Source organism: Sphingomonas abaci, from assembly GCF_014199625.1.
GTDB classification, from domain to species: Bacteria; Pseudomonadota; Alphaproteobacteria; order Sphingomonadales; family Sphingomonadaceae; genus Sphingomonas; species Sphingomonas abaci.
Map to the genome: position 1 here is coordinate 110,158 of NZ_JACHNY010000007.1, position 26,039 is coordinate 136,196.

Sequence of the window (26,039 nt, forward strand, 5' to 3'; positions counted from 1 at the left end):
AGATTTCGGCCATGCGTATGTTTTCCGAATCCTAGCGACGAAAGTTCGCAGGTGATCGTCCGTTCCAGGTCGATGGCAAAAAGGGACCCAGATTTGATGCGCAATCCATTCCGCTCGCGCCTGCTGCACACGACGCTGCTCGTCGGTTCCGCAGCGTTCGCCTCGCCCCTCATGGCGCAGACCGCGCCTGCGACCCAGGAAACGCAGCAGCAGGCGACTGACGCCAACACGCCCGCCCCGGCTGACCAGGGCGGCGACATCGTCGTCACCGGCACCCTGATCACCAACCCGAACCTCGTATCGTCGAGCCCGGTCAACACCGTCTCCGAAAACGAGCTGACGCTGCGCAACATCACCAATGTCGAGCAGATCGTGCGCGAACTGCCGGGCGCGGTGCCGGGCATCGGCGCGGCCGTGAACAACGGCAATGGCGGCTTTTCGACCGTCAACCTGCGCAACCTGGGCGCCAATCGCAACCTCGTGCTGCTCGACGGCAATCGGCTGGTGCCCGCGGCCGCCGGCGGCACGGTCGACCTGAACAACATCCCGGCCGCGCTCGTCCAGCGCGTCGACATCCTGACCGGCGGCGCGTCGACCTCCTATGGTGCCGACGCGGTGTCGGGCGTTGTCAACTTCATCACCAAGCGTGATTTCGCCGGCGTGCAGGCCACTGCCAGCCAGCAGATCACCGAGCGTGGCGACGGCAACATCTTCAATTCCGACCTGACGATCGGCGCGAACTTCGACGATGGCCGCGGCAATGCGGTCCTCAGCCTCGGCTATCAGGAAGCCGACGCCCTCTATCAGGGCGACCGCGACGTCTCGGTCTATACGATCGGTTCGACCAGCGGCGTCGCATCGGGCGCCTCGCCCACCTCGGTTCCGACCGGCATCGATTTCGGCACCGGCCAGCTTCAGCTCAACCCCGGCAACACCGCGCTGGTCGCGGCCTATGCGCCGTTCAACTTCAGCCCGTACAACATCTTCCAGACGCCGTTCAAACGCTACAACATGTACGGCGCGGCACATTACGAGGTGTCGGACAACCTCGAAGTCTACACCCGCGGCCTCTTCTCGAAGAACACGGTCGACACCATCATCGCGCCGTCCGGCATCTTCGGCGAGTCGCTGACCATTCCGGCGAACAACCCCTATCTGTCGGCGGGCTTGCGGGACCAGATCTGCTCGCTGAACAACATCGCCCTGGGCGCGACCTGCAACAATAGCACCGCGTTGTCGCTGCCCGCCGTGTATCGCCGCACGGTCGAGATCGGTCCGCGCATCTCGCGCTACACCACGCAGATGTTCGACTATAAGGCCGGTCTGCGCCTGAAGTTCTCCGAACATGCCAAGCTAGACGTGTCGGGGGCTTACGGCGAAAGCGACCTGAACCAGACCCAGTCGGGTTACGTGCTGAAGTCGCGCGTGCAGCAGGCGCTGAACGCCAACAACACCACGACCTGCACCGTCACCACCAACAACTGCGTGCCGCTCAACCTGTTCGGCCAGGCGGGTTCAATCACGCCGGAGCAGGCAGCGTTCCTGAACGGCCAGAGCACGATCCAGATCCAGACCGCCCTGTCGCAGGCGCGCGCGGTGCTGAACGGCGACTTCGGCACGACCTTGCCCTGGGCGAGCGAGCCGATCGCCTTCGCGGCCGGTGGCGAATATCGCAAGTACACCTATCGCCGCATCCCCGACGCCTATGCGCTGTCGCCGGGCGAGCTGGGCGGCGCTGGTGGCGCCATCCTGCCCTTCTCGGGCGGCTATGACGTGCGCGAGGCCTATGGCGAGATCATCGCCCCGCTGGTCGCCGACAAGCCCTTCTTCCGTGCCCTGACGCTGGAAGCCGGCGTGCGCTATTCGGACTATAAGGTCCAGGCCGCCAACAACCCCAGCTTCAACGCAACCACCTGGAAGGCCGGCGCGAGCTGGGAGCCGTTCCCGGAGCTGAAGTTCCGCGGCAACTACCAGCGGGCGGTCCGTGCGCCGAACATCGCCGAGTTGTTCACGCCCAGCGTCACCAGCCTCGACAACCTGCTGGTCGATCCGTGCGCAGGCGCGGCGCCGGTCGGCAACGCCAACCTGACGCTCGCCTGCCGCAACCAGGGCGCGCCCGCCGGGGCGATCGGCCTGATCCAGAACCCGGCCAGCGGCCAGGTGAACGTGACCGGCGGCGGCAATCCGAACATCCGTCCCGAGACCGCCGACACCTATACGCTGGGCGTCATCATCCAGCCGCGCGGCCTGGTGCCGGGCCTGAGCGTCGCGGTCGATTACTTCAACATCAAGGTCAACGACGCGATCACCCAGGCCACGCCGAACGACATCCTGGGTGCGTGCTTCGGCAACAACCCGGCGACGATCACCGCCGCGCAGGCCGCGTCGAGCGCCTGCACCTCGATCCGCCGCAGCACGGTCAACGGCCGCCTGAGCGGTTCGTCGGCCACGGTGCCGGGCCTGCCCCAGCCGCTGACCAACAACGGCCGCCTGGCAACCGACGGCATCGACCTGAACGCCAATTACGCGCGCAACTTCGGCGAAATGGGGCTCAACCTGAGCTTCCAGGGCACCTGGACGAACAAGAACACCTTCCAGGCGTCCAGCACGTCCTATTCGCGCGACTGCGTCGGCTATTACAGCGTCAACTGCCAGTCGATCCAGCCGGAATGGGCGTGGAACCAGCGCACCAGCCTGACCTTCGGGCCGGGCACGCTGTCGCTGCTGTGGCGGCACATCGGCGCGGTCCAGTATGAGGGCCAGGCATCGGACTTCGCGGCGCGTGGCTTCACCACCGCCAACCGCAACCTGTTCAATGGCGTGATCACCGGCCCCAGCCCGCTCGCGGGCCAGAGCTATAATTTCAACCGGATCGGCGCCTATAACTACTTCGACCTGTCGGTGCAGTTCGACGTCACGGACAACTTCACCTTCACGGTGACCGGCCGCAACATCGGCGACCGCAAGCCGCCGGTGGTGGGCTCGTCGGCCGGCGCCACCGCCTACAACAGCGGCAATACCTATCCGTCGTCCTACGACGTGCTGGGTCGTTCGTTCGCCGTTGCCGGCAAGCTGCGCTTCTAAACGCGGCGCCAGCGATGGTATCGAGGAAGGGCGGCCCGTCGGGTCGCCCTTTTTCGTGACCGCCGGCGATCCATCGCCCTCCCTACCCAGGACGGAGTGTCCGAATGCCCCCCCTTCCCGCATCGGTTCAACAGCGTGTCGCCGCCGCCGGGCAGGCCCGGCAGCGCGGCGCGCATGACGAGGAGCGCCGCCTGCTCGACGAAGCGCTCGCCCTGCTGCCCGATCACCCGCAGTTGCTGAATGCTCGCGGCATGCGCGCGCTGGCCGATGCGGACGCGGCCATGGCGGCGCGCTGCTTCGCCACCGCCGCCGCGCAGGATGCCGGGCAGCCGGTCCTGTGGATCAATCTGGCCACCGCCCACCGGCTGGCCGGCGACGATGCCGAAGAACGCAAGGCGCTGGAACAGGCGCTCGCCATCGACCGGCGCAACCTGACCGCGCAATGGCGCCTGGCCGAGCTGCACGAACGCCGCGCCGAGATGGTGGAGGCGATCCGCTACTGGAGCGCGGTGCTGCAGATCGCTGCCCAGCGACCGGAGCGTAGCCCCGCGATCGACGAGGCGGTCGCCCATGGCGAACGCTTCCTGGCGGCGCAGACCCGCGCACTGGGCGACCGCATCGAACGGGCGGTGCCCGGCTTGCATGAAGCCGCCGGCAGGACAGCGGGCGCGCATCGTTTCTCCGCCTGCGTGGACACGCTGCTCGGCCGACGACGCATCTACACCAACCAGTGCGCCGGCATTCATTACCCCTTCCTGCCGGCGGTCGAGTTCTTCGACCGCGCGCTCTTCCCCTGGTTCGAGGCGCTCGAGGCCCGCACCGCCGCGATCCGCGCCGAGGCGACGGCGCTGTTGCGCGAAGGTGTGGCGCATATCCGCCCCTATGTCCGGCAGGAGGCGGGCACACCCGCCAATCCGTGGTCGAAGCTCGACCATGATCTCGCGTGGAGCGCGTGTTTCCTGTGGGAATATGGCGTCCGCAACGATGCGGTGTGCGACCGTTGCCCGGAAACCGCCGCCGCGCTGGCGGCGATCCCGCAGAATGACAGTCCCGGCAAGGCGCCGACCGCCTTCTTCTCGATCCTGCGGCCGGGTGCGCATATCCCGCCGCACACCGGCGTCACCAACACGCGCTCGATCGTTCACCTGCCGCTGGTCGTGCCGGAGCGATGCCGTTTCCGGGTTGGCGGCGAGACGCGCCCATGGCGCGAGGGAGACGCGTTCGCCTTCGACGACACCATCGAGCACGAGGCCTGGAATGACAGCGACGACCTGCGGATCGTGCTGATCTTCGACATCTGGAACCCGTATCTGGAGGCGGACGAGCGATCGATGCTGAAGGCGCTGTTCCAGGCGACCGGTCAGGGCATGATCGCGCCCTGACCGCCGCTCAGGCCCCTGTGTCGAGCAGGTCGCCCAGTTGCTCGCGGAACGCCGCCAGCGGCTTGGCATAATGCCGCCAGCGATCCACCGATCGCTGGTGCAGCGGCTGGCGGACCTGCCAGACGCTGGCGGTCCGCACGACCGCCCTGCCCCGCTCCGCGGCCAGCACCGCAGGATCCCAGGTCAGGCCGACAAAGTCGGTCAGCGCCCGCATCGTCGGCTCGGGATCGGTGACCAGCGCCTCGTAGCGCAGCGCGTGGATATCGCCGGGATAGCTGCGCTGCCAGTGATCCATCAGCCGGCGGCACTGCCGGTGATAATGCGCGGCATCGCCGAGATCATGGCCGTAACGGATATGGTCGTCGAAATAGAGGAACCAGATCGACAGGATGGTGTCCAGCGGCTGCCGCACCGTATGGACGATCCGCGCATCGGGGAACATCTGCTTGATCAGTCCGACATGCAGGATGTTGTCGGGCCGCTTGTCGGTGAGCCGCAGCGTCCCGGCGGGCTGCCGCACCTCTGCCCGGTACCGGTCGCGCAGGGCGCTGAGCCGCTGCCGGTCCAGCGACGGCAGCGTGCGGGGATAGCCCGGAATGGCGTGAGCCAGCGCCGGGATGATTTCCAGTTCGCCAGCGGCATGGACGAGGGGATGGCGGCCCAGCATCTGTTCGGCCAGCGTGGATCCCGACCGGAACATGCCGCAGATGAAGATCGGCGCGGCCGCCGCCTCGGGAAGCGCGCGCGCCTCTCCCGGCGTCGCCGCGATCAGGGCGTCGGTCAGCCGCTCCTGCGCGGCGCGATCGTAGCGGAGGCGCGGATCGCTGGCCCGCGCCGCCGTCCGGTTCGCGACCGTGAAGGCGGCGAAGGCGGCGTCATAGTCCTCCAGCGCGTCCAGCGCCGCGCCCAGCGCAAAGCCGATCTCGGCCGCCGCCACCAGCGGCAGGCCGGGCCGCGCGAGCAGGTGGCGCAACTGGTCCACCGCCGCGGCGGCCCGGCCCTGGTGAACGTCGATCATCGCCAGCCGCGCCCAGGCCCGGCCGTTGGCGGCATCGACCGCCAGCGCCCGCCGATACGCCGCGCGCGCCTCGTCGGCCGCGCCGCGATCCTCGTACAGATTCCCCAGGTTCAGCCAGCCCGGCAACAGATCGGGCGCGGCGGCCAGCGCCAGCCGCAGTTCGGCCTCCGCCGCCTCCGGCCGGCCGCAATGTTCGGACAGGATGACGGCGCGGTTCAGCCGCACCTCCTCGGGGCGATCGATGCCCGCGACGACCGCCCGGTCATAGGCGTCCAGCGCCGCGTCGAAGTCGCGGGCGCATCGCAGCAGATAGCCGAGATTATACCAGTCCTCCGGCACTCCCGGGTCGCTGGCGAGCAGCGTGCGATAGGCCGCGATGGCGGCATCGCCTTGCCCGTCGCGCAAGGCCTGGATCGCGCGGCGGCGCAGGTCTGGATCAGCAGTCATCGACCATGGTCATGCAAGCCGTCGCCCGGTGGATCAAGCCGCCAGCCTTTCCCCGCCTAGCGCTGCATGTCCATCACACTGCTCATCGGCATCAGATTATGGTCCAGGTGGCGCATGATCCACAGGCTGCCGACCAGCACCAGCGCGACGATCAGCACGCCGAACGCCAGCGCCAGGACGTTGTTGGTATTGTCCGGTCCGGTCGTGATGTGGAGGAAGAAGACGAGGTGGACGCCCATCTGCGCCACCGCCAGCGCGATCAGCGCGGCCGGGACGGCCGGGCCGAAGATCGCGTGGCTGCCGGCCGCCCAGAAGGACGCCGCGGTCAGGATCCCCGCCAGCAGCAGGCCGGTGGCGTAGATGCCGACGGCCTTGCCGACATTGGCCTTGGCATCCGCCTCCTGCTCGCCAGGTGCGGCATGGCCATGGCCCTGCCCGGCGCTTCGGGTATCGTCGACATGGCTGTGTTCGTCGCTCATGCGCCGCCGGCTCCCATCAGATAGACTACGGTGAACAGCGCCACCCAGATGATGTCGAGCGCGTGCCAGAACAGGCTGAAGCAGGCGATGCGCCGCAATATGTCGTCGCGGAAGCCCTTGGCCCGCACCTGCGCCATCATCGTCGTCAGCCAGATCAGGCCGATGGTGACATGGACGCCGTGGCACCCGACCAGCGCGAAGAAAGCGGACAGGAAGGCGCTGCGCCCCGGTCCCGCACCCTCGCCGATCAGATGCGTGAACTCATAGAGTTCGCAGGCCAGGAACCCCGCGCCGAGCACGGCGGTCGCCGCCATCGCCACCTGGAACCAGCGGGTCGAGCGCTGCACCGTCGCCACCCCGGCCAGTCCGCACGCGAAGCTGGACAGCAGCAGCAGCACGGTCTCCGCCGCCACCAGCGGCAGCTCGAACACGTCCGCGCCGGTGGGACCGCCGGCGGTCGCGCCGACCAGCACCGCATAGGCCGCGAAGAAGCCCGAGAACATGACGAAATCGGACAGCAGGAAGATCCAGAAGCCATAGGCGACGACGATCCGCTTCGGCGCCGGGCCCTGCTCGCTGATCGGGACCGTGCCATGGCCCAGCCGGTTGGGATCGCCGTGCCGGCCCTCCGGCCGGTCGCCCCGGGTTGGGGCGGACGGGGCGTCGGTCGCGGCGCTCATGCCGGGCGCTCCGCCGGGATGTCGAGCAGCTTGGCCTTGGCGGCGCGGCGGTCGCGGTCGATCGCCTCGGCCTCCTCGGCGGTAACCTCATAGTCCGGCTCGTCGCGCCAGGCGAAGACGACGAAGGTCGCCCAGGCGCCCAGGAACCCGGCGATCACCAGCCACCAGATATGCCAGACCAGGGCGAAGCCCATGCCGGTCGCGAAGAAGGCGGTGACGAAGCCGGTCGGGCTGTTGCGCGGCATCTCGAACCGGTCGTAATCGGGCAGGTCGCTGAGCTGCCGGCGATCGCGGGCGCGCGACTTGACGTCCCAATAGGCCTCCTCGCCCTCGACCCGCGGCAGCGTCGCGAAGTTGAACGGCGGCGGCGGCGAGCTGGTGATCCATTCCAGCGTCCGTCCGTCCCAGGGATCGCCGCTGAGATCGGCGAGCCGGTGGCGATCGCGCACCGACACCCAGATCATCCGGATCTGGCAGGCGATGCCGCACAGGATCAGCAGCGCGCCGACGCCGGCGGTGATCAGCCAGGGCTGCCAGCCGGGCACGTCGTAATGTTGCAGCCGCCGCGTCATCCCCATCAGACCCAGCACGTAGAGCGGCATGAAGGCGACGTAGAAGCCGGTGATCCAGAACCAGAAGGCGCGCTTGCCCCACGTCTCGTCCAGGGTGAAGCCGAACGCCTTGGGCCACCAATAGGTGGTGCCGGCAAACGCGCCGAACAGCACGCCGCCGATGATGACATTGTGGAAATGCGCGACCAGGAACACCGAATTGTGCAGCACGAAATCGGCCGGCGGCACCGCCAGCAGCACGCCGGTCATGCCGCCGATGACGAAGGTGACCATGAAGCCGACCGACCAGAGCATCGGCGTGGTGAAGCGGATGCGCCCGCCATACATGGTGAACAGCCAGTTGAAGACCTTCACGCCCGTCGGCACCGCGATGATCATCGTCGTGATCCCGAAGAAGCCGTTGACGTCGGCGCCCGCGCCCATCGTGAAGAAATGGTGCAGCCAGACCATGAAGGACAACAGGCAGATCACCATCGTCGCCAGGATCATCGAGCGATAGCCGAACAAGGGCTTGCCCGAGAAGGTCGACACCACCTCGCTGAAGATGCCGAAGGCCGGCAGGATGAGGATATAGACTTCGGGGTGGCCCCAGGCCCAGATGAGGTTGACGAACATCATCTGGTTGCCGCCGGCCTCGTTGGTGAAGAAGTGGAAGCCGAGATACCGGTCGAGCGTCAGCATCGCCAGGGTGGCGGTCAGGATCGGGAAGGCGGCGACGATCAGCAGATTGGTGGCCAGCGACGTCCAGCAGAACATCGGCATCCGCGAATAGCCCATGCCGGGCGCGCGCATCTTCAGGATCGTGGTGACCAGATTGACGCCCGACAACAGCGTGCCGACGCCCGAGATCTGGATCGCCCAGAGATAATAGTCGACGCCGACGCCCGGCGAGAAGCGCAGCTCGCTGAGCGGCGGATAGACCACCCAGCCGGTCCGTGCGAACTCGCCGATCACCAGGCTCATATTGACCAGCAGCGCGCCGACCGCGGTGAGCCACAGGCTGACCGAGTTGAGCGTCGGGAAGGCGACGTCGCGGATGCCGAGCTGGAGCGGCAGCACGAAGTTCATCAGCCCGATCATGAACGGCATCGCCACGAAGAAGATCATGATCGTGCCGTGCGCGGAGAAAATCTGGTCGTAGTGGTCCGGCGGCAGATAGCCGGGGCTGTTATAGGCGATCGCCTGTTGCGACCGCATCAGCAGCGCGTCGGAAAAGCCGCGCAGCAGCATGACCGCCGCCAGCGTGCAGTACATGATGCCGATCTTCTTGTGGTCGACGGAGGTGATCCACTCCTTCCACAGATAAGGCATGTAGCCGCGCCGCCATACCCAGGCGAGCAGAGCGACCAGCCCCGCGCCGACCAGGCCGCCCGCCACCAGCGGCAGCGGTTCGGAAAAGGGGATCGCGTCCCAGCTGAGCTTGCCGAACACGGGCGAGCTATGGCCCGTCTCGATCGATCGCAGGCCGGTCAATGCTTCGGCTCCCGGCCATGGAGCGCCACCTCGCGCACCGGTACGCCGTGATTGGCGACCACCCGGTCATATAGACCCGGCATCACCCCGCGATAGCCGGTCGGCCGCGCCGCGCTGTCCGACTGGGCCAGGCGCAGGAAGGCCGGCCCGTCCAGCACCGCGCCCTGCCCGCGCTGGCCCGCGACCCAGCGCTGGAAGGCGGCCGGCGGCACCGCATCGACGAAGAAGGTCATATCGGCGAAATCATTCCCGCTATAATGGGCCGACAGGCCGCGGAACCGGCCGAGGCGATCGGCCTGGAGGTGCAGCTTCGAGTCCATGCCGGACATGGCATAGATCTGGCTGCCGAGCTGTGGCACGAAGAAGCTGTTCATCACCGTCCCGCTGGTGATGCGGAAATTGATCGGCGTACCGACGGGCACGACCAGCCGGTTGACGGTCGCGATCCCCTGTTCGGGATAGATGAACAGCCATTTCCAGTCGAGCGCGATCACCTGCACCGGCAGCGGCCGCACCCGGGAGGCCAGGGGCTTCTCCGGCGCCAGCGCATGGCTGCTGGTCCAGGTCAGGCCGGCCAGGAAGATGATGACCAGCGCGGGCACCGACCAGACCAGCAGCTCGACCTTGCCGGAATAGGTGAAATCGGGGCGGTAGGTCGCGCGCGCGTTGCCGGCGCGGAACCACCACGCGAACAGCAACGTCGCCAGGATCGTCGGCACGACGATGCCCAGCATGATGATCAGCGCATTGGTCAACACGGTCTTGTTGCCGAGCGCGACCGGTCCGGCCGGGTCGAGCACGCCTGACGAACAGCCCTGCAGCCCCAGTATCGCCGTGGCTGCAACCACCGCCGCCAAACCCATGTTAGGCCGTCTTCGTGCTGTCTGCACTTCCGCTAACCCCCTGAACCGACTAAAATGACTTCATGATGTCGATGAAGCGTCGGTTCCGCTCCGCCCTGTTTTTGCCCGCCTCGAACGCGCGGGCGCTGGAAAAGGTCCGCGATCTGCCCTGTGACGTGGTGATTCTCGACCTGGAGGATGCGGTCGCGCCGGAGCACAAGGCGACCGCCCGCGACGCGGCGGTCGCGGCGGCGCGGCGAGGCTTCGGGGCGCGGACGCTGGTGGTGCGCGCCAATGGCGCCGGCACGCCCTGGCATGACGACGATCTCGCCGCGCTGGCCGCCACGCCGGTCGATGCGGTGCTGCTCCCCAAGCTGGACGATGCCGGACAGTGCGGCGCGGCGCGTGCGGTGCTGGGGATGGACGGGCCGGCGCTCTGGGCGATGATCGAGACGGCGCGCGGTCTGCTGGCGCTGCCGTCGCTGGCGACGGGCGCGGCCACATGGCGGCTGGAGGCGCTGGTCGCCGGCACCAACGACCTGGCGCTCGACCTGCGCTGCCGCCCCGACGCGGCGCGCACCCCGCTGATCCCGCACCTGGCGGCGATCGTCGCGGCCGCGCGCGCGGGCGGCCTGGTCGCGCTCGACGGCGTGCTGAACGCGATCCGCGACGAGGCGCGGCTGACGACGGAATGCGCGCAAGGGGCGATGCTGGGGTTCGACGGCAAGACGCTGATCCACCCCAGCCAGATCGCCGCCGCCAATGCTGCCTTCGGCCCGACCGAGGCGGAACGGGCCTGGGCCGCGCGCGTGGTCGCCGCCTTCGCCGATCCCGCCGCGGACGGCCGCGGCGCGATCGCGCTCGACGGCGCGATGGTCGAGCGGCTCCACCTCGCGGAGGCCGAACGGCTGCTGGCCGACCGGTAGGTCCTTCCCCGGCGGGGGGAGCGGTGAAGAAAGCCTCCGCCCCGGATCGAAACCCATTGCCGCCGGGTTCAGGCGATACGACATTCGGAGGATGGGCGATGGGACAGGTGGAGAGCAACTGGCTGACGGGCAGCCTGTGGGTGATCGTGGTGTTCGTCGGCGCGTTCGTGCTCTTCGGCGTGATCCTGTGGGCGCGCGCCAAGAACAAGGCGATCCCGCCCGAGCAGGAGCGGCGCAGCGAACAGGCGACGCGCGATCTGTACCACAAGGACGAGACACCCCGCCGCTGACTGATCTGCCCGACGCCCTGACCGGCTGGTTCTCGGCCCGCGGCTGGCAACCCCGGCGCCACCAGCGCGACATGCTGGCCGAGGCGCGGGCCGGCCGACACGCGCTGCTGGTCGCGACCACCGGCGCGGGCAAGACGCTCGCCGGCTTTCTGCCGACGCTCGCCGAGCTGATCGAGGCCCCGCGCGACGGCCTGCACACGCTCTACGTCTCGCCGCTCAAGGCGCTGGCGGTCGATATCCAGCGCAACCTGGTCAACCCGATCGACGAGATGGGCCTCGATATCCGGGTCGAGACGCGCACCGGTGACACCCCCTCCGACCGCAAGGCGCGACAGCGGGTCAAGCCGCCGCACATCCTGCTGACCACGCCCGAGAGCCTGTCGCTGCTGCTCAGCTATCCCGACAGCGCGACGATGTTCGCGGGCCTGCGCACGATCGTGATCGACGAGGTCCATGCCTTCGCCACCGGCAAGCGCGGCGACCTGCTGGCGCTGGCGATGGCGCGGTTGCAGCGGATCGCGCCCGGCCTGCGCCGCGTCGCGCTGTCGGCGACGGTGGCGGACCCCGACGGCTATCGCGCCTGGCTGGCGCCGGACGGCGACATCGACGCGGTGTCGCTGGTCCGCGGCGAGCCGGGCGCCGCCCCGCGCATCGACATCCTGCTGCCGCAGGACCGGGTGCCCTGGGCCGGCCATTCGGGCCGCTATGCCGCCGAGCAGGTGATGGGCGAGATCGCGGCGCACCGGACCTCGATCGTCTTCTGCAACACGCGCAGTCTCGCGGAGCTGATCTTCCAGGACCTGTGGAAGGCCAACGAGCACGGCCTGCCGATCGGCGTCCATCACGGCAGCCTGGCGCTGGAGGCGCGGCGCAAGGTGGAGGCGGCGATGGCCTCCGGGCGGCTGCGCGCGCTGGTCGCCACCGCCAGCCTCGACCTCGGCGTCGACTGGGGCGATGTCGACTGCGTGATCCAGATGGGCGCGCCCAAGGGATCGTCGCGGCTGCTGCAACGCATCGGCCGCGCCAACCACCGGCTGGACGAGGCGAGCGAGGCGATCCTGGTCCCCGGCAACCGCTTCGAATATCTGGAGGCGCGCGCCGCGCTCGACGCGGTCGAGGCGGGCGAGCTGGACCCCGACCTGTTCCGCCCCGGCGCGCTCGACGTACTGGCGCAGCATGTCATGGCCTGCGCCTGCGCCGGACCGTTCCGGCAGGACGAGATGCTGGACGAGGTCCGCTCCGCCCTTCCCTATTCGGCACTGACCGACGAGACATTCGACCGCGTGCTGGGCTTCATCCGCGACGGCGGCTATTCGCTGCGCGCCTATGACCGGTTCAAGCGGCTGGTGCAGGAGCCGGACGGGACGTGGCGCGTCGCTCATCCGAAGTTCGTCGCGCAACACCGGCTCAATGCGGGCATCATCGTCGAGGCGACGATGCTGACCGTCCGCTTCCGCAACGGCCGCCAGCTCGGCAAGGTCGAGGAGGGTTTCGCCGCGACGCTCAGCCATGGCGACACCTTCTTCTTCGCCGGGCTCAGCCTGGAGGTGGAGACGATCGACACCGAGGATGTGATCGTCCGCGCCACCAGCCGCCCGGCGCGCATCCCCAGCTATGGCGGCAGCCGGATGCCGCTGTCGACCAATCTCGCCGACCGGGTGCGCCGCTTCCTGGCCGATCCCGGCGAATGGCACCGCTTCCCCGACGACGTGCGCGACTGGCTGGCGATGCAGGCGCGCCGCTCGACCCTGCCCGCGCCGGGTCAGCTGCTGGTCGAGACCTTCCCGCGCGAGGGCCGGCACTACATGGTCGCCTACAGCTTCGAGGGCTGGAACGCGCACCAGTCGCTGGGGATGCTCGTCACCAAGCGGATGGAGGCGCGCGGGCTGAAGCCCCTGGGCTTCGTCGCCAACGACTATGCGCTGGCCTGTTACGGGCTGGAGAAGATCGAGGATCCCGCCGCCCTGTTCTCCGCCGACATCCTGGAGGACGAGTTCGTCGACTGGGTGCAGCAGTCGCACCTGCTCAAGCGCGCGTTCCGCGAGGTGGCGGTGATCGGCGGCCTCGTCGACCGCCAGCATCCCGGCAAGCGCAAGACCGGCCGCCAGGTGACCTTCTCGACCGACCTGATCTACGACGTCTTGCGCAAGTACGAGCCGACCCACCTGCTGCTCCAGGCCGCCTGGGACGATGCGCGCGCGCGGATGACCGATGTCGGCCGGCTCGCCCATCTGCTCGACCGGGCGGCGGAGACGATGGTGCATGTCGACCTGGAGCGGGTATCGCCGCTGGCGGTGCCGGTGCTGGTGCTGATCGGGCGCGAGCGGGTGTCGACCAATGCCGGCGACGACGCGCTGCTGATCGAGGCGGAGGCGCTGGCCGCCGAGGCGATGGCGGCGGCGTGAGAGGGCTTGACCGGTCGCGTAGGGGGAGGCACCTCCCGGCCATGACCGACCATATCGCACGCACGCTCGAAGAGCTCGGCCTCGCCCTGCCCGAGGCCGCCGCACCCGTCGCCGCCTATGTCCCCGTCGTCGAGGCGGGCGGGTTGCTCCATGTCTCCGGCCAGCTGCCGTTCCGCGACGGCCAGCTCGTCACCGGCCGGCTGGGCGACACCGTCTCGCTGGAGGATGGCCAGGCGGCGGCGCAGGCGTGCGGCCTGATGATCGTCGCCCAGCTCCGGAAATATCTGAACGGTGACCTGTCGCGCGTCGCGCGCATCGTCAAGCTCGGCGTGTTCGTCAATTCGACCGGCGACTTCACCGACCAGCCCAAGGTCGCCAATGGCGCGTCGGAGCTGATGGTCGCGCTGTTCGGCGACGATGGCCGCCACGCCCGCTCGGCGGTCGGCGTGCCGGTGCTGCCGCTGGGCGCGGCGGTCGAGGTCGACGCGATCGTCCAGATCGGCGAGGCGCTGCCCCTTCCGGCCTGAGCCTGCGCACCCTAAATCAGGCGGCGATGACCAGCATCACCGCCCGCCTGGCCGACGGCGTCCGCCAGATCGCCGCCGCCGATTGGGACGCCTGCGCCGGCAGCGGCAATCCGTTCGTCGGCCATGGATTCCTCGCCGCGCTGGAGGAGTCCGGCGCGGTCGGCGGGCGCAGCGGCTGGCAACCCCTGCCGATCGTCGTCGATGGCGATGACGGCCGCCCCGCCGCCATCGCGCCGGCCTATATCAAGGCGCACAGCCAGGGCGAATATGTGTTCGACCATGGCTGGGCCGATGCCTGGGAACGGGCCGGCGGCGATTACTACCCCAAGCTCCAGATCGCCTCGCCGTTCAGCCCGGTGCCCGGCCCCCGGCTGCTGCTGCGCGATCCGGCCCTCGCGCCGGCCCTGATCGGCGCGGTGCAGGCGGTGGTCGACCAGAACGACCTGTCGTCCGCCCACGCCACCTTCATCGAGGCCGGGGAGGTGCCGGTGTTCGAGGCCGCCGGCTGGCTGATCCGGCAGGGCGTGCAGTTCCACTGGACCAACCGCGGCTATGCCGATTTCGACGGCTTCCTGGACGACCTCGCCAGCCGCAAGCGCAAGGCGATCCGCAAGGAGCGCGCGGCGGCGGTGGAGGGACTGGCGATCCGCCATCTTTCGGGCGACGCGATCCGGCCCGAACATTGGGACGCCTTCTGGACCTTCTACCAGGATACCGGCAGCCGCAAATGGGGAACGCCCTATCTGACCCGCGCGACCTTCCCGCTCCTCGGCGAGACGTTGGGCGACCGGGTGCTGCTGATCCTGGCGGAACGCGACGGGGTGCCGATCGCGGGGGCGCTCAACCTGGTCGGCGACGATGCGCTGTATGGCCGCTATTGGGGCTGCACCGAGGAGGTACCGTTCCTCCATTTCGAACTCTGCTACTATCAGGCGATCGAAGCGGCGATCGCGCGCGGCCTCCAGCGGGTCGAGGCGGGCGCGCAGGGCGAGCACAAGCTGGCGCGCGGCTATGCGCCGGTGCCGACCTGGTCGGCGCATTACATCCCCCACCCCGACTTCCGCCGCGCGGTCGCCGCGTTCCTGGCGCGCGAGCGCGAGGGCGTTGCGGCTGATGCCGACTATCTGGAGACGCTGACCCCGTTCAAGCGGGGTTAGGGCCATCCGTCGCTATTTGGCGGCGGGCTGGGATTGGGGCTTCGGCCGACGCTTGATCAGCGGCGGCGGGGGTGGCGGCTGGGTGCGGTCGTCGACCCGGTAGAGATAGTTGGTGCCGTTCTGCCAGATCAGCGTCAGGCCCTTGAGCTGCTTGTGGTCGAAGGCCGGCGGGCTGATCAGATAGACATAGTCGAACGCGTCGCGGGGGAAGAGCTGAAGCGCATAGCCCAGCGGCCGCCACCATTCGCCCCGGCAATAGCGATCGGTGACGATCTGCGACGGATCATGCGCGAAGCCGCGCGCGGCGGCATAGCGGGTGGTGAGCTGCTGCGCCCCCGCCATCGACCATTGGTCGTTGGCATAGGCCAGGCGGCGCTCCAGGAGCAGGCCGGGGACATGCTCCAGCCGGGTATAGGCCCAGTCGTCGTAGCAATGCCGCCCGATGAAGCTGACCACGCGCGCGCGCGGCGGCAGCACGTCCACCACCGCCAGCGTGCGGTCATAGGCCTGGGCGTAGAGCGCGAAGCTCCACGTCGTGCCGACCAGCCGCGCTGCGTAGAAGACCAGGCCAATCATCGCCAGCATCGCCGCGTCGCGCGGCTGGCTGCCCCGCCTGGGCCGAAGCGCGATCAGCAGGATCGCCAGCACGAACGGGGCAAGCCGCATGTCCGCATAGGCCGAGCCGAACACGATGCGCGGCAGCAGCAGATAGACCAGGAACAGGAACAGCGCCGACAGGCCCAGATTGCGCGAATATTCGATGCGGTCGTCGCGCACCCCCTTGAGCAGGACGACCAACAGCACGGCGGTGGAGGCGATGTCCCACGCCAGCCAGCGATCGCGCAGCACCATCATCATCCACTGGATCTTGGCGCGCCAATTGAAATAATCGGCGGTGACGCCGGTGACATGGTCGCCCGAGCGCCACACCACCATCATGACCAGCGGCAACGCCAGCGGTACGCAGCCCAGGCCGGCGCGGATCCAGCTTTCCAGCCAATGGCCACCCCGCCCGTCCTTGCGCAGGTCGTGCTGGCGGATCATCTCCGCCGAGAAGGCCAGCACGCCCAGCACGCCCCAGCCATAGGTATGGCAGACCCACAGCGCGCAACTGAGCGGCACGAACAGGATCGCGCGCACCATCAGCCGCCCCTGCCGCGCCAGCCGCAGCCACCAGGCGAACAGGTTGAGCGCGATCGCCATCGACAGCGCGAAGTTCACGAAGCCGAACTGGATCGGATAGCAATAGGCCAGCGGCAGCGCGAACAGCGCGGTGGCGGGGATGCGGCCATGCACCTCGCGCGCGATCCAGAGCAGGCCGGTGACGATCAGGAAGGGGATCGCCATCACGATCAGCTTCACCGCCGGCTCCAGCCCCATCAGGGGGGCCAGCGGGATGATGAGCAGGTCGATGCCCAGATTGCCGATCAGCGACCAGCGGAAATCATACCATTGGTTCAGCCACGGATTGTCCGCCATGGCGAGCTGGACGCGGTAGCGCCCCATATGCCCGGGCAGATCGACCAGCGGCGGGATGGTCGGCCACCACAAGGGGATCGTCGCCGCGATCGCCATCGCCAGCACGAACCACCGCGTCTGCCACCAGTTCAGCTTTTCCCCCGACATGAAGGTCAGCATTACGGGCGTGGGTGCGATCAGGCAACCGGTCGGGGGCGGCCCTTTGATGTGGCGAAATGATTCAAGCGCATGAACGACGCGCCTCTGCAAGAATCGCTGGCTCGCCCAACCCAGCCCACCACCCCGGCGGAGGCCGGGGTCCAGTTACGGAACGTTTCGAATAACGTGCAGGCGTCCCCCAACTGGATCCCGGCCTCCGCCGGGATCATCCGCAAGGGGTGTAGGCTCCGCTCGAACCGGAACGGCGGAACAGCGCAGACGCATGGACCTCACCCCCGCTGCGCGGCGATGCGTTCGTCGATGCGACGTTCCAGGATGGTCAGCGGCATCGCGCCTTCCTTCAGCACCTCGTGGAACTGCTTCAGGTCGAACCGGTCGCCGAGCGAAGCCTCCGCCCTGGCGCGGGCACGGGTCCAGGCCATGTGGCCGACCTTGTAGCTGCACGCCTGCCCGGCCTGGGTGCAATAGCGCTCCACCTCGCGCAGCGTGCGGGGCCGGGCGAAGCCGGTGGTCGCGACCATGTAATCGGTCGCCTGCTCGCGGCTCCAGCGCTTGGCGTGGATGCCGGTATCGACCACCAGCCGCGCGGCGCGGAACAGGAAGGATTGCAGATAGCCCGCCCGCTCCAGCGGCGTGGCATAGGCGCCCAGCTCCTCGGCGAGCTGCTCGGCATAGAGCGCCCAGCCCTCCGAATAGGCGGAGAAGAAGCCGATCTTGCGCAAGGTCGGGATGTCGCGCGATTCCTGCGCCAGGCTGATCTGCAGGTGATGGCCGGGCACGCCCTCGTGATAGGTCAGCGCGGGCAGCGTGTATTTCGGCCAGTCGCCGACATCCTTCAGGTTGACGAAATAGATGGCCGGCCGCGACCCGTCGAGCGAGGCGCGGTTGTAATAGCCGTTGGCCGCGCCGTCCTGGATCTCGACCGGCACCGCGCGGATCTCCAGCGGCTGGGTCGGCACGGTGGCGAAGGCCCGGGGCAGCTTCGCGTACATCGCCTTCACCCCGTCGTTCAGCCCGGCGAGCAGGGCGGCGCGGCCGGCTGCGTCATTGGCGTAGAGCTGGTCCGGGCGGACGTTGAGCCTGGCCAGCCGCTCGCCGACGCTGCCGTCGCGCAACCCTTGCGCCTTCAGGATCGTGTCGAGCTGGCCGCTGATCTCCGCCACCTGCGCCAGGCCCAGCCGGTGCACCTCGTCCGGGGTCATGCTGGTGGTGGTCGCCTGGGCCAGCGCCATGGCATAGACCGCATCGCCCTGCGGGATGCGCCAGATGCCGTCGCCCGCGCGCGTCGTCGGCTTCAGTGTCTCGACCAGTGCGATCTGGCGATCGAGCGCGGGATAGACCTTGTCCGCGACGATGGCGCTCGCCCGCGCCTGCCAGTCGCCCGCCAGGCCCTTGGCGGCGGCGCGGCGGACGAGCGATTCGACCATGCTCGCGGTCGCGGCCGGCTGACGGCGCAACGCCCGCATCTGCCCCAGCGTCAGATCGAGCGACCAGCCGGGGGCGAGCAGCCCGCGCCGCGCCTCCTCCGCCTGCATGGCGCTGTCCTGATCGAGCGCGGTGGCGAACTGCTCCAGCCGCGCGAGGTACGCCTCGGCATCGCTCGCCTGGTTGATCGTGTGCGCGGTGTTGAGGAAGTCGGGCACCGAGAAATAGGCGCCCCCCTGCTGGAAGAGGCGATAGGGGCGGATCGCGCTGTCCATGCCGAACCGCTCGGCCGAGGCGATCTGGGTGTTGAGCGAATAGCGGACCACCTCCAGGTTGAGCCTGGCGGCGGGCGACAGACCCTGGCCTTCGAACGCGGCGAGCCGGGTCAGCGCCGCCCTGGTCCGCGCGACGTCCTCGGCCCGGCGCGCGGGCGTGCGCGGCGAGAGCTGGCGCTTCAGCGGCGCGAGCGCACCCTTGTCGAGGCCGAGCGAGGTGGCCATTTCCGGCGCGTGGGCGACCGCATCCTGGAAGATGCGCTCGAATTCCGCGTTCAGCGCCGCGTCGCCGCCCTGGGCGAGCGCCGCGTTCGGGATCAGGCCGCTGCCGATCGCGGCAAGGCCGGTGGTGGCCAGGAACTGACGACGGTCGATCATGATATCCCCCTGAATGGCTTGTCGATTTCGCAAGGGTGTAGCGGCGCGATCGGGGTGAACGCTAGGGGGGAGACGTCTTCTTGTTCCCCGGCGGAGGCCGGGGCCCAGTTGGGGAACGGCCATGACGACGTGCAGCGCTCCGTTACATCCGCTCTCCCAACTGGACCCCGGCCTTCGCCGGGGAACGAATGATTGCTGCGTATAACTCCGTCCAACACCCCGCTTGCCCCACCCCACCCGCTTCCTGTACAGGGCCGGCCATTCGCAAGGACCCGGTGCAAATCCGGGTGGCTCTTCCGGCCGCCGATCCGCCGGACAACCTCAATCGCGCCATTCCATGTCCGGCGACCCCGATGGGGCGCGGCGGGCGCGTGTTGCGGATTCTCTCCATGACCTCTTTCCTATCCCGTTACCGGACCCAGTGGTTCGTCGACCTGGGCGGCGTGCGCCGCGATCTGCTCGCCGGCCTGGTCGTCGCGCTGGCGCTGATCCCGGAGGCGATCGGCTTCTCGATCATCTCCGGCGTCGATCCGCGCGTCGGCCTCTATGCCTCGGTGGCGATCGCGATGGTGATCGCGCTGGTCGGCGGCCGCCCCGGCATGATCTCCGCCGCCACCGCCGCCGTGGCGGTCGTCGTCACGCCTTTGGTGCGCGAGCATGGCGTGTCCTACCTGTTCGCCGCGACGATCCTGATGGGCGTCATCCAGATGGCCGCCGGGCTGCTCCGGCTCGACCTCTTGATGCAGTTCGTGTCGCGCTCCGTCATCACCGGCTTCGTCAACGCGCTCGCCATCCTCATCTTCCTGGCGCAGGTCCCGCAGCTGACCGGCGTGACCTGGCACAGCTATGCGCTGGTCGCCGCCGGGCTCGCGATCATCTACCTGCTGCCGCGCGTCACCACGCTCGCGCCCTCGCCCCTGGTCGCGATCCTGCTGCTGGCGGCGGTCAGCATCGCGTTCGGCCTGCCGGTCCGCACCGTCGGCGACATGGGCCGCCTGCCCGAGGGGCTGCCCAGCCTGGCACTGCCCGACGTGCCGCTGACCTGGGAGACGCTGCGCATCATCCTGCCCTATTCACTGACCATGGCGGCGGTGGGCCTGCTCGAGTCGCTGATGACCGCGCAGATCGTCGACGACATGACCGACACGGACAGCGACAAGCGGCAGGAATGCCTGGGCCAGGGCACCGCCAACATCGCCGCCGCTTTGGTCGGCGGCATGGGCGGCTGCGCGATGATCGGCCAGTCGGTGATCAACGTCACCTCGGGCGGGCGCTTCCGCCTGTCGACCTTCACCGCCGGCGCGGTGCTGCTGGTGCTGCTGACCGGGCTCGGGCCGGTGGTCGGGCGAATCCCGATGCCGGCCTTGGTCGCGGTGATGATCATGGTGTCGATCGGCACGTTCAGCTGGAACTCCATCCCCAATCTGCGCCGCCATCCGCCGACCTCCTCGATCGTCATGCTGGTGACCGTCGCGGTGGTGGTGGCGACGCACGATCTGGCGCGCGGCGTGCTGGCCGGCGTGCTGCTGTCCGGCCTCTTCTTCGCCGGCAAGGTCCGCCGCCTGTTCGCGGTCGAGCGCGGCGAAGACGGCGACACCGCCACTTACCGCGTCACCGGACAGATATTCTTCGCCTCGGTCGACCGCTTCACCCGCGCCTTTCGCAGCGACGAGCCGGCGCGCATGGTCGCGATCGACGTGTCGGGCGCGCATTTCTGGGACATCTCGGCGGTCGGCGCGCTCGACACGATCGTCGCCCGGTTGCGCCGCGACGGCCGGCAGGTGACGGTGACCGGCTATAACGCCGCCAGCGCCGATCTGGTCGACCGCTTCGCCCGCCACGACAAGACCGGTGTCGAACTGGGCCTGGCGCCGCACGGATAGAGGCGCTTTGCATTTCGCGCCCGATCACCGGTAGAGCAGCGGGAAGAAGGCGGCACGACGCGCCCATGGGAGAGTGATATGCAGGTTCCGCCCCTCGGCCTTGGATGGCGCGCGTTCGGCCCGATGTCGCTCGGCGCGCTCGCGACCGCCGCGGCGGCGCAGGTGACGGTGGTGCCGCCCTATCCCGACCAAGGCGGCGCGGCGGAGACGGTGGCGAGCAGCGCCACCGGCACGCCGGGCGCGCGTCGCTTCACCTGGTCGACCAGCCAGGTCCAGCGCGACGACGGTCCCCAGCGTCGCACCGTGACCGAGGGGACCGGCCCCTATGTCGCCAGCGGCAGCGCGCGGTTCGACGCGCTGTTCGCGCTCGCCATCGACGACGCGCGCCAGGCTTCGGTCGAGGCGATCAAGGACGACGCCTATAATGGCGGCCGCCCGATCGCCTGCCATTGTTTCGAGACCGGATCGCAATGGCATTATGTCTGGACGAGGGACCTGTCCTATGCGCTCGACCTGGGGCTGGCAGGGATCGACCCGACCCGTGCGGTCGACAGCCTGATGTTCAAGACCAGCGATATCCGCGCGGGCGTCGCGGTGCCGCAGGAAATCCCCGCCGGTTCGCGCCAGATCGTCCAGGACACCGGATCGGGTGGAAGCTGGCCGATCAGCAGCGACCGCACCGCCTGGGCGCTGGGCGCGGAGCGGACGCTCGCCAATCTCGACGGCGCGGCCCGCGACCGCTTCGCGCGTCAGGCGCTGACCGCGCTCACCGGCACGCTGGAGGCGGACCGGGTCGCCGCCTACGACCCGCGCGACGGGCTCTATGGCGGCGAGCACAGCTTCCTCGACTGGCGCGACCAGACCTACGCGCCGTGGATCCTCGACGACCTGGCGGCGATGGCGCAGATGAAGGGGCTGTCGACCAACATCCTCCACTATCGCGCGCTCCGCCTCACCGCGCGGCTGGCGGGCGAGCAGGGGCAGCCGGCGCTGGCCGCGCGCTATGACGGCTGGGCCAGCGCACTGCGCGGCGCGATCACGCGCGGCTTCTGGGATGCGCAGGCGGGGCTGTTCGCCACCTATGTCAGCGCCGACGTGACGCCTTACCGGATCGCCAAATACGACCTGCTCGGCAACGACCTGGCGATCCTGTCGGGCATCGCCGACGAGCCCCAAGCGCGCACCATCCTGTCGCGCTATCCCTTCGCGCCATTCGGGCCGCCGGTGGTCTGGCCACAGGCACCGGGCCAGTTCGTCTATCACAACCGCGCGCAATGGCCGTTCGTCACCGCCTATACGCTGGCGGCGGCGGCACGGGCCGGCCATGTCGCCGCCGCCGACCGCAGTCTGGACGCGCTGATGCGCGGCGCGGCGCTGCACCTGTCGAACATGGAGAATCTCGAATGGCTGACCGGCCGCTCGCGCTTCGACGACGGGCCGGAGATCAACGCGCGCCGCCAGCTCTGGTCGGTCGGCGGCTATATCGGCGCGGTCGCGTCTACGATCTTCGGCTGGCATCCGGAGGCGGCCGGGGTGCGCGTCGCGCCGTTCCTCACCACCCATATGCGCTCGTTGTTGGGGCCCGGCGACACTACGACGCTGGCGCGGCTCGACTATGCGGGCCACCGGATCGCGATCACGCTCCACCTGCCGCCCCAGGCAGCGGCGGGCGGGTTCTATCCGGTCGCCCGCGTGCTGCTCAACGGCCGCCCCGCCCCCGCCCGGATCACCGCGCGCGACCTGACGCCGGGCGACAACCGGATCGCGGTGACGTTCGGCACGCCGCAGCGCTCCGCCGACCGCGTCGCCGGCGTGGCGGCGATCCCGGCGACCAGCCATGACGACCCGCGCGCCTTCATGCCCGCGACGCCGACCCTGACCGCCACCGCCGGAGCGGGCGGCGTGACGCTGGCGATCGGCGGCCCCGCGCCCGCCGCGCCGGTCCGCTACACGCTGCTGCGCGACGGCCGGCCGGTGGCGCAGCATCTGCGCACGGCGACCTGGACCGACCGGCGCCGCGATGCCGATCGAACCACCTGCTACAGCGCGGTCGCGACCTTCACCGGCAGCGGCCTTGCCTCGCAGCCCTCGGCGGCGACGTGCGTCCGTGCGACGTCGGCGCAGACCATCGCGATCGACGACCCGCGCATGTCCGGCACCGGCCGCCGCCTGCCCGCCGGCATCGACGGCGTGGCGGAGCCGACGCTGCTACTGGGTACGGGCGCGCGGGCGAGCATCGCCGATGTGACGATCCCCAGCGCCGGCACCTATGCGATCAGCCTGCGCTACGACAATCATGTCGGGCCGCTCAACACCGGCATCACCAATGGCGTGAAGCGGCTGACCCTGACCGGCCCCAGGGGCAGCACGGGCGGGATCGTCCAGATGCCGCACATCCGGGCGCAAGGGGAAAGCCACCCATTGCGCGCCTCGACCCGAATCTATGCCACGCTGCCCGCCGGCCGCTACCGGCTGGACCTCGGCGACTTCCTCAACATGAGCGCGCTCGCCGCCAACGCCACCTACAAGGGCCAGGGCGGCCCCGACGGACCGGTCAACGCCGTGCGGATCGCGGCGGTGCTGATCGATCCGGTGTGATCGTCCGTCTCGGCGCGATCAGAAGCTTTCCTCGGCATAGACGCGCGAGACGTCGCCGCCCCAGGCGCCATGATAGCGATCGAGCAGCGACTGCGCCGGCACGACGCCGCTGCGTACGATCTCGCGCAGCGGGTCGAGGAAGCCGGTCTCGTTCTCGCCGGCCGCGTTCAGACGGCCGCGCGCGGCCAGCCCGCGATGCGCGATGTCGAGCACCTCGCCGGCGATGTCGCGCAGCTTGCCCCCGCCCGGCAGCGGTGCGTCGAGCGCCAGCGTCGGCACCGCATCGCGCAGCGCCTGGCGCTCGTCCAGCGTCCAGTGCCGGACCAGGTCCCAGGCGGCGTCCAGCGCCCCCTGGTCGTAGAGCAGCCCGACCCACAGCGCCGGCAGCGCACAGATCCGGTTCCACGGCCCCCCGTCCGCGCCGCGCATCTCCAGGAAGGTCTTGAGCCGCACCTCGGGGAATGCCGTGGACAGATGGTCGGTCCAGTCGTCCAGCGTCGGCTTCTCGCCCGGCAGCACCGACAGCTCGCCCTTCAGGAAGTCGCGGAACGACAGGCCGGCGGCGTCGATATAGCGACCCTCGCGATAGACGAAGTACATCGGCACATCGAGCATATAGTCGGCGTACCGCTCATAGCCGAAGCCGTCCTCGAACACGAAGGGCAGCATGCCGGTGCGCGCCGGATCGGTGTCCGACCAGATATGGCTGCGGTACGACAGCTTGCCGTTGGGCTTGCCCTCGGTGAAGGGCGAGTTGGCGAACAGCGCGGTCGCCAGCGGCTGGAGCGCCAGGCCGACACGGAACTTCTGCGCCATGTCCGCTTCCGACGCATAGTCGAGATTGACCTGGATGGTGCAGGTGCGCAGCATCATGTCGAGGCCCAGGTCGCCGACCCGCGGCATGTGCCGGCGCATGATGTCGTACCGCCCCTTGGGCATCACCGGCAGGTCGGCGCGCGCCTTGTCCGGCCACATGCCCAGCCCCAGGAAGCCCAAGCCCAGTCGCTCGCCCGCTTCCTTGACCTGGGCCAGGTGCCGGCCGGTCTCGGCGCAGGTCTGGTGGAGATTGTCGAGCGGCGCGCCCGACAATTCGAATTGGCCGGCCGGCTCCAGGCTGACGCTGCCGTCGCGGCCGCTGAGCGCGATCACCGTGTCGCCCTCGGTCACCGGCTGCCAGCCATGCCGGGTCAGGTCGGCGAGCAGGTCCCGGATGCCGCCGGGCGACGCATAGTCGGGCGCGCCGTGGTCGGCGGTGCGGTAGACGAACTTCTCGTGCTCGGTGCCAATCCGCCAGCGTTCCGCCGGCTTCTCGCCGCGCGCGAAGCTGGCGATCAACTGGTCGCGCGATTCGATGATCGGCGAGCGCTGGGGGTCGGCGGTCTTGGTGGTCATGGCGCGCCCTTACGCGGGCCCGCGGGCAGACGCCAGCCGGGATTGCGCCGATCCCGGTCAGCCGCCAGCCGGCAGGTGATTTTTCCTATTGCGCCAACAGCTTGTACAGGCCGAGCTTGGCCGCCACGGCACGCAGCCGGAACTTGCGGTCGAACTTCTGGCGGGTGAAGGGCTGATAGGGGCGGACCGGCGTCGGCGCGGTCAGGTCGGCCGGATGGTCGAACAGGCCGGCGCGCTCGGCATCGACCAGCCAGTTCTTGGCGACGCCGCCGGCATGGAGGCATTTCGCCGATTTCAGGTCGAGATCGCGCAGCATCGCCACGCCGTCGCGCCCCATCTTGCGCCGCAGCCGCACCGACACGCTATTGGCGAAGCAATGCCAGGCGGTGGGATCGAAATAGCCGCCCCCCTCCTGCATGGCGAGCGCCGCCCACACGATCGACTCGACATGCATCGACCAGGCGGGCAGCGCCGCGTCGCCCAGCTCGACCAGCAGCGTCTCCAGATAGGCCCAGTCGATGCCACGCACCTGCGCGACGCCGATATCGGTATGGTCGGCCAGCGCCACGCCCTGGTCGAAGGCGGTCTCGACCACGTCCTGCGGCAACAGGCAGTTGGGCCCCTGCCACATCAGCAGCACGCCGCGCGCAGGCGCCGGCTCGAAGGTGAAGCGGTTCGGGAAATAGACGTCGGGATCGATGATGACGACCGGCCGGCCCTCGGCCACGACCAGCGCGGGATCGGTGATCTTGCGCCAGCAGGGATGGCCATTACGGAACCGACGCACCGCCGGCTGCCCGGCGAGCCGTTCCTCGGCGATCGCATCCACCGCCGCCTTGCCGATGACGCTCCAGTCGCTGTGGCGGGGCGCGTCGACCTCCTGGAGCGCGGCGGTGATCGCGGCGACGTCCTTGTCGCCATCGGTGACGACGATCAGCTCGATCGGCTCGGCGACGTTGCGGATCAGGCTGGCCAGGCACGCCTTGGCATAGCGCAGCGAGCCCGCACCCATCACGCAGACCACCGCGCGCCGTTCGCCGGTGCCGGTGCCCGTGGCCGGGCCGCTGTTCGTCGTCGCTGCGGTCATGTCTGTCGTCCTGCCCGTTCCCGTTGCGGGGGTGTCTGCCCGGTGCGGCCGCGCCGTGCAAGCACCGGTGAACGATCGGGG

General features: G+C 69.3%; 18 protein-coding genes and 1 other annotated feature. Of the genes, 9 read left to right on the forward strand and 9 right to left on the reverse strand.

Going from position 1 to position 26,039, the window contains the following annotated elements; translation table 11 throughout:
- Positions 1-96: 96 nt before the first annotated feature.
- Positions 97-3,084 carry a TonB-dependent receptor domain-containing protein gene (locus GGQ96_RS15855; RefSeq protein ID WP_184116525.1) on the forward strand — a complete coding sequence of 996 codons (2,988 nt, stop codon included), beginning with the start codon at positions 97-99 and terminating at the stop codon, positions 3,082-3,084.
- Positions 3,085-3,188: 104 nt separating this feature from the next.
- On the forward strand, positions 3,189-4,466 hold the full coding sequence (locus GGQ96_RS15860) for an aspartyl/asparaginyl beta-hydroxylase domain-containing protein (protein ID WP_184116527.1): 1,278 nt from the start codon (positions 3,189-3,191) through the stop codon (positions 4,464-4,466).
- Positions 4,467-4,473: 7 nt separating this feature from the next.
- On the opposite strand, the gene GGQ96_RS15865 is transcribed toward GGQ96_RS15860, so the two are convergent.
- The 5 genes from GGQ96_RS15865 to cyoA are packed head-to-tail and all read right to left on the reverse strand — an operon-like array spanning position 4,474 to position 9,998.
- Positions 4,474-5,931 (reverse strand): tetratricopeptide repeat-containing sulfotransferase family protein, encoded by a 1,458-nt coding sequence (locus tag GGQ96_RS15865; protein WP_184116528.1) that lies wholly within the window; start codon positions 5,929-5,931, stop codon positions 4,474-4,476.
- Between the two features lie 56 nt (positions 5,932-5,987).
- On the reverse strand, positions 5,988-6,410 hold the full coding sequence (gene cyoD / locus GGQ96_RS15870) for a cytochrome o ubiquinol oxidase subunit IV (RefSeq protein ID WP_184116529.1): 423 nt from the start codon (positions 6,408-6,410) through the stop codon (positions 5,988-5,990).
- The gene (locus GGQ96_RS15875; protein ID WP_184116530.1) at positions 6,407-7,090 is read right to left on the reverse strand and encodes a cytochrome (ubi)quinol oxidase subunit III; all 684 of its coding nucleotides are present in this window, start codon (positions 7,088-7,090) and stop codon (positions 6,407-6,409) included. The genes cyoD and GGQ96_RS15875 overlap by 4 nt, the downstream gene beginning before the upstream one ends.
- The gene (gene cyoB, locus GGQ96_RS15880; RefSeq protein WP_246360668.1) at positions 7,087-9,135 is read right to left on the reverse strand and encodes a cytochrome o ubiquinol oxidase subunit I; all 2,049 of its coding nucleotides are present in this window, start codon (positions 9,133-9,135) and stop codon (positions 7,087-7,089) included. Before cyoB ends, GGQ96_RS15875 begins: the two co-directional genes overlap by 4 nt.
- On the reverse strand, positions 9,132-9,998 hold the full coding sequence (gene cyoA / locus GGQ96_RS15885) for a ubiquinol oxidase subunit II (RefSeq protein WP_184116531.1): 867 nt from the start codon (positions 9,996-9,998) through the stop codon (positions 9,132-9,134). The genes cyoB and cyoA overlap by 4 nt, the downstream gene beginning before the upstream one ends.
- Positions 9,999-10,063: 65 nt before the next feature.
- On the opposite strand from cyoA, the gene GGQ96_RS15890 reads away from it, so the two are divergent.
- The 5 genes from GGQ96_RS15890 (at position 10,064) to GGQ96_RS15910 (ending at position 15,282) form a co-directional block, all read left to right on the forward strand.
- The gene (locus GGQ96_RS15890) at positions 10,064-10,903 is read left to right on the forward strand and encodes an HpcH/HpaI aldolase/citrate lyase family protein (protein WP_184116532.1); all 840 of its coding nucleotides are present in this window, start codon (positions 10,064-10,066) and stop codon (positions 10,901-10,903) included.
- A gap of 98 nt (positions 10,904-11,001) precedes the next feature.
- On the forward strand, positions 11,002-11,193 hold the full coding sequence (locus tag GGQ96_RS15895) for a hypothetical protein (RefSeq protein WP_184116533.1): 192 nt from the start codon (positions 11,002-11,004) through the stop codon (positions 11,191-11,193).
- The gene (locus GGQ96_RS15900) at positions 11,190-13,598 is read left to right on the forward strand and encodes a ligase-associated DNA damage response DEXH box helicase (protein WP_184116610.1); all 2,409 of its coding nucleotides are present in this window, start codon (positions 11,190-11,192) and stop codon (positions 13,596-13,598) included. The genes GGQ96_RS15895 and GGQ96_RS15900 overlap by 4 nt, the downstream gene beginning before the upstream one ends.
- Before the next feature lie 41 nt (positions 13,599-13,639).
- Positions 13,640-14,125 carry a RidA family protein gene (locus GGQ96_RS15905; RefSeq protein ID WP_184116534.1) on the forward strand — a complete coding sequence of 162 codons (486 nt, stop codon included), beginning with the start codon at positions 13,640-13,642 and terminating at the stop codon, positions 14,123-14,125.
- 26 nt (positions 14,126-14,151) lie between these two features.
- A complete protein-coding gene (locus tag GGQ96_RS15910; protein WP_184116535.1) occupies positions 14,152-15,282 on the forward strand; it encodes a GNAT family N-acetyltransferase in 1,131 nt (376 codons plus the stop codon).
- 12 nt (positions 15,283-15,294) lie between these two features.
- On the opposite strand, the gene GGQ96_RS15915 is transcribed toward GGQ96_RS15910, so the two are convergent.
- The gene (locus tag GGQ96_RS15915) at positions 15,295-16,908 is read right to left on the reverse strand and encodes a hypothetical protein (protein ID WP_246360671.1); all 1,614 of its coding nucleotides are present in this window, start codon (positions 16,906-16,908) and stop codon (positions 15,295-15,297) included.
- A 281-nt stretch (positions 16,909-17,189) separates the two neighbouring features.
- Complete coding sequence (locus tag GGQ96_RS15920; protein WP_184116611.1) at positions 17,190-18,995, reverse strand: DUF885 family protein; 1,806 nt, start codon at positions 18,993-18,995, stop codon at positions 17,190-17,192.
- Positions 18,996-19,263: 268 nt separating this feature from the next.
- Positions 19,264-19,319 (forward strand) — a sequence feature (sul1 is cis-regulatory element that is thought to sense ions involved in sulfur or methionine metabolism; They are found in Alphaproteobacteria).
- A gap of 68 nt (positions 19,320-19,387) precedes the next feature.
- On the opposite strand from GGQ96_RS15920, the gene GGQ96_RS15925 reads away from it, so the two are divergent.
- Together GGQ96_RS15925 and GGQ96_RS15930 are read left to right on the forward strand one after the other, a co-directional pair.
- Positions 19,388-20,881, forward strand: coding sequence for a SulP family inorganic anion transporter (locus GGQ96_RS15925; protein WP_184116536.1), 1,494 nt, complete (start codon positions 19,388-19,390; stop codon positions 20,879-20,881).
- Between the two features lie 78 nt (positions 20,882-20,959).
- The gene (locus GGQ96_RS15930) at positions 20,960-23,479 is read left to right on the forward strand and encodes an MGH1-like glycoside hydrolase domain-containing protein (RefSeq protein WP_184116537.1); all 2,520 of its coding nucleotides are present in this window, start codon (positions 20,960-20,962) and stop codon (positions 23,477-23,479) included.
- Between the two features lie 18 nt (positions 23,480-23,497).
- On the opposite strand, the gene GGQ96_RS15935 is transcribed toward GGQ96_RS15930, so the two are convergent.
- Positions 23,498-24,871 carry a glutamate--cysteine ligase gene (locus tag GGQ96_RS15935; RefSeq protein ID WP_184116538.1) on the reverse strand — a complete coding sequence of 458 codons (1,374 nt, stop codon included), beginning with the start codon at positions 24,869-24,871 and terminating at the stop codon, positions 23,498-23,500.
- A gap of 85 nt (positions 24,872-24,956) precedes the next feature.
- Positions 24,957-25,958 (reverse strand): glycosyltransferase family A protein, encoded by a 1,002-nt coding sequence (locus GGQ96_RS15940; protein ID WP_184116539.1) that lies wholly within the window; start codon positions 25,956-25,958, stop codon positions 24,957-24,959.
- Positions 25,959-26,039 lie beyond the last annotated feature (81 nt).

Coding starts and splice junctions, on each gene's coding strand:
- GGQ96_RS15855 (WP_184116525.1), top strand. CDS start 97: ATGCGCAATCCATTCCGCTCGCGCCTGCTGCACACGACGCTGCTCGTC.
- GGQ96_RS15860 (WP_184116527.1), top strand. CDS start 3,189: ATGCCCCCCCTTCCCGCATCGGTTCAACAGCGTGTCGCCGCCGCCGGG.
- GGQ96_RS15865 (WP_184116528.1), bottom strand. CDS start 5,931: ATGACTGCTGATCCAGACCTGCGCCGCCGCGCGATCCAGGCCTTGCGC.
- cyoD (WP_184116529.1), bottom strand. CDS start 6,410: ATGAGCGACGAACACAGCCATGTCGACGATACCCGAAGCGCCGGGCAG.
- GGQ96_RS15875 (WP_184116530.1), bottom strand. CDS start 7,090: ATGAGCGCCGCGACCGACGCCCCGTCCGCCCCAACCCGGGGCGACCGG.
- cyoA (WP_184116531.1), bottom strand. CDS start 9,998: ATGGGTTTGGCGGCGGTGGTTGCAGCCACGGCGATACTGGGGCTGCAG.
- GGQ96_RS15890 (WP_184116532.1), top strand. CDS start 10,064: ATGTCGATGAAGCGTCGGTTCCGCTCCGCCCTGTTTTTGCCCGCCTCG.
- GGQ96_RS15895 (WP_184116533.1), top strand. CDS start 11,002: ATGGGACAGGTGGAGAGCAACTGGCTGACGGGCAGCCTGTGGGTGATC.
- GGQ96_RS15905 (WP_184116534.1), top strand. CDS start 13,640: ATGACCGACCATATCGCACGCACGCTCGAAGAGCTCGGCCTCGCCCTG.
- GGQ96_RS15910 (WP_184116535.1), top strand. CDS start 14,152: ATGACCAGCATCACCGCCCGCCTGGCCGACGGCGTCCGCCAGATCGCC.
- GGQ96_RS15915 (WP_246360671.1), bottom strand. CDS start 16,908: ATGTCGGGGGAAAAGCTGAACTGGTGGCAGACGCGGTGGTTCGTGCTG.
- GGQ96_RS15925 (WP_184116536.1), top strand. CDS start 19,388: ATGACCTCTTTCCTATCCCGTTACCGGACCCAGTGGTTCGTCGACCTG.
- GGQ96_RS15930 (WP_184116537.1), top strand. CDS start 20,960: ATGCAGGTTCCGCCCCTCGGCCTTGGATGGCGCGCGTTCGGCCCGATG.
- GGQ96_RS15935 (WP_184116538.1), bottom strand. CDS start 24,871: ATGACCACCAAGACCGCCGACCCCCAGCGCTCGCCGATCATCGAATCG.
- GGQ96_RS15940 (WP_184116539.1), bottom strand. CDS start 25,958: ATGACCGCAGCGACGACGAACAGCGGCCCGGCCACGGGCACCGGCACC.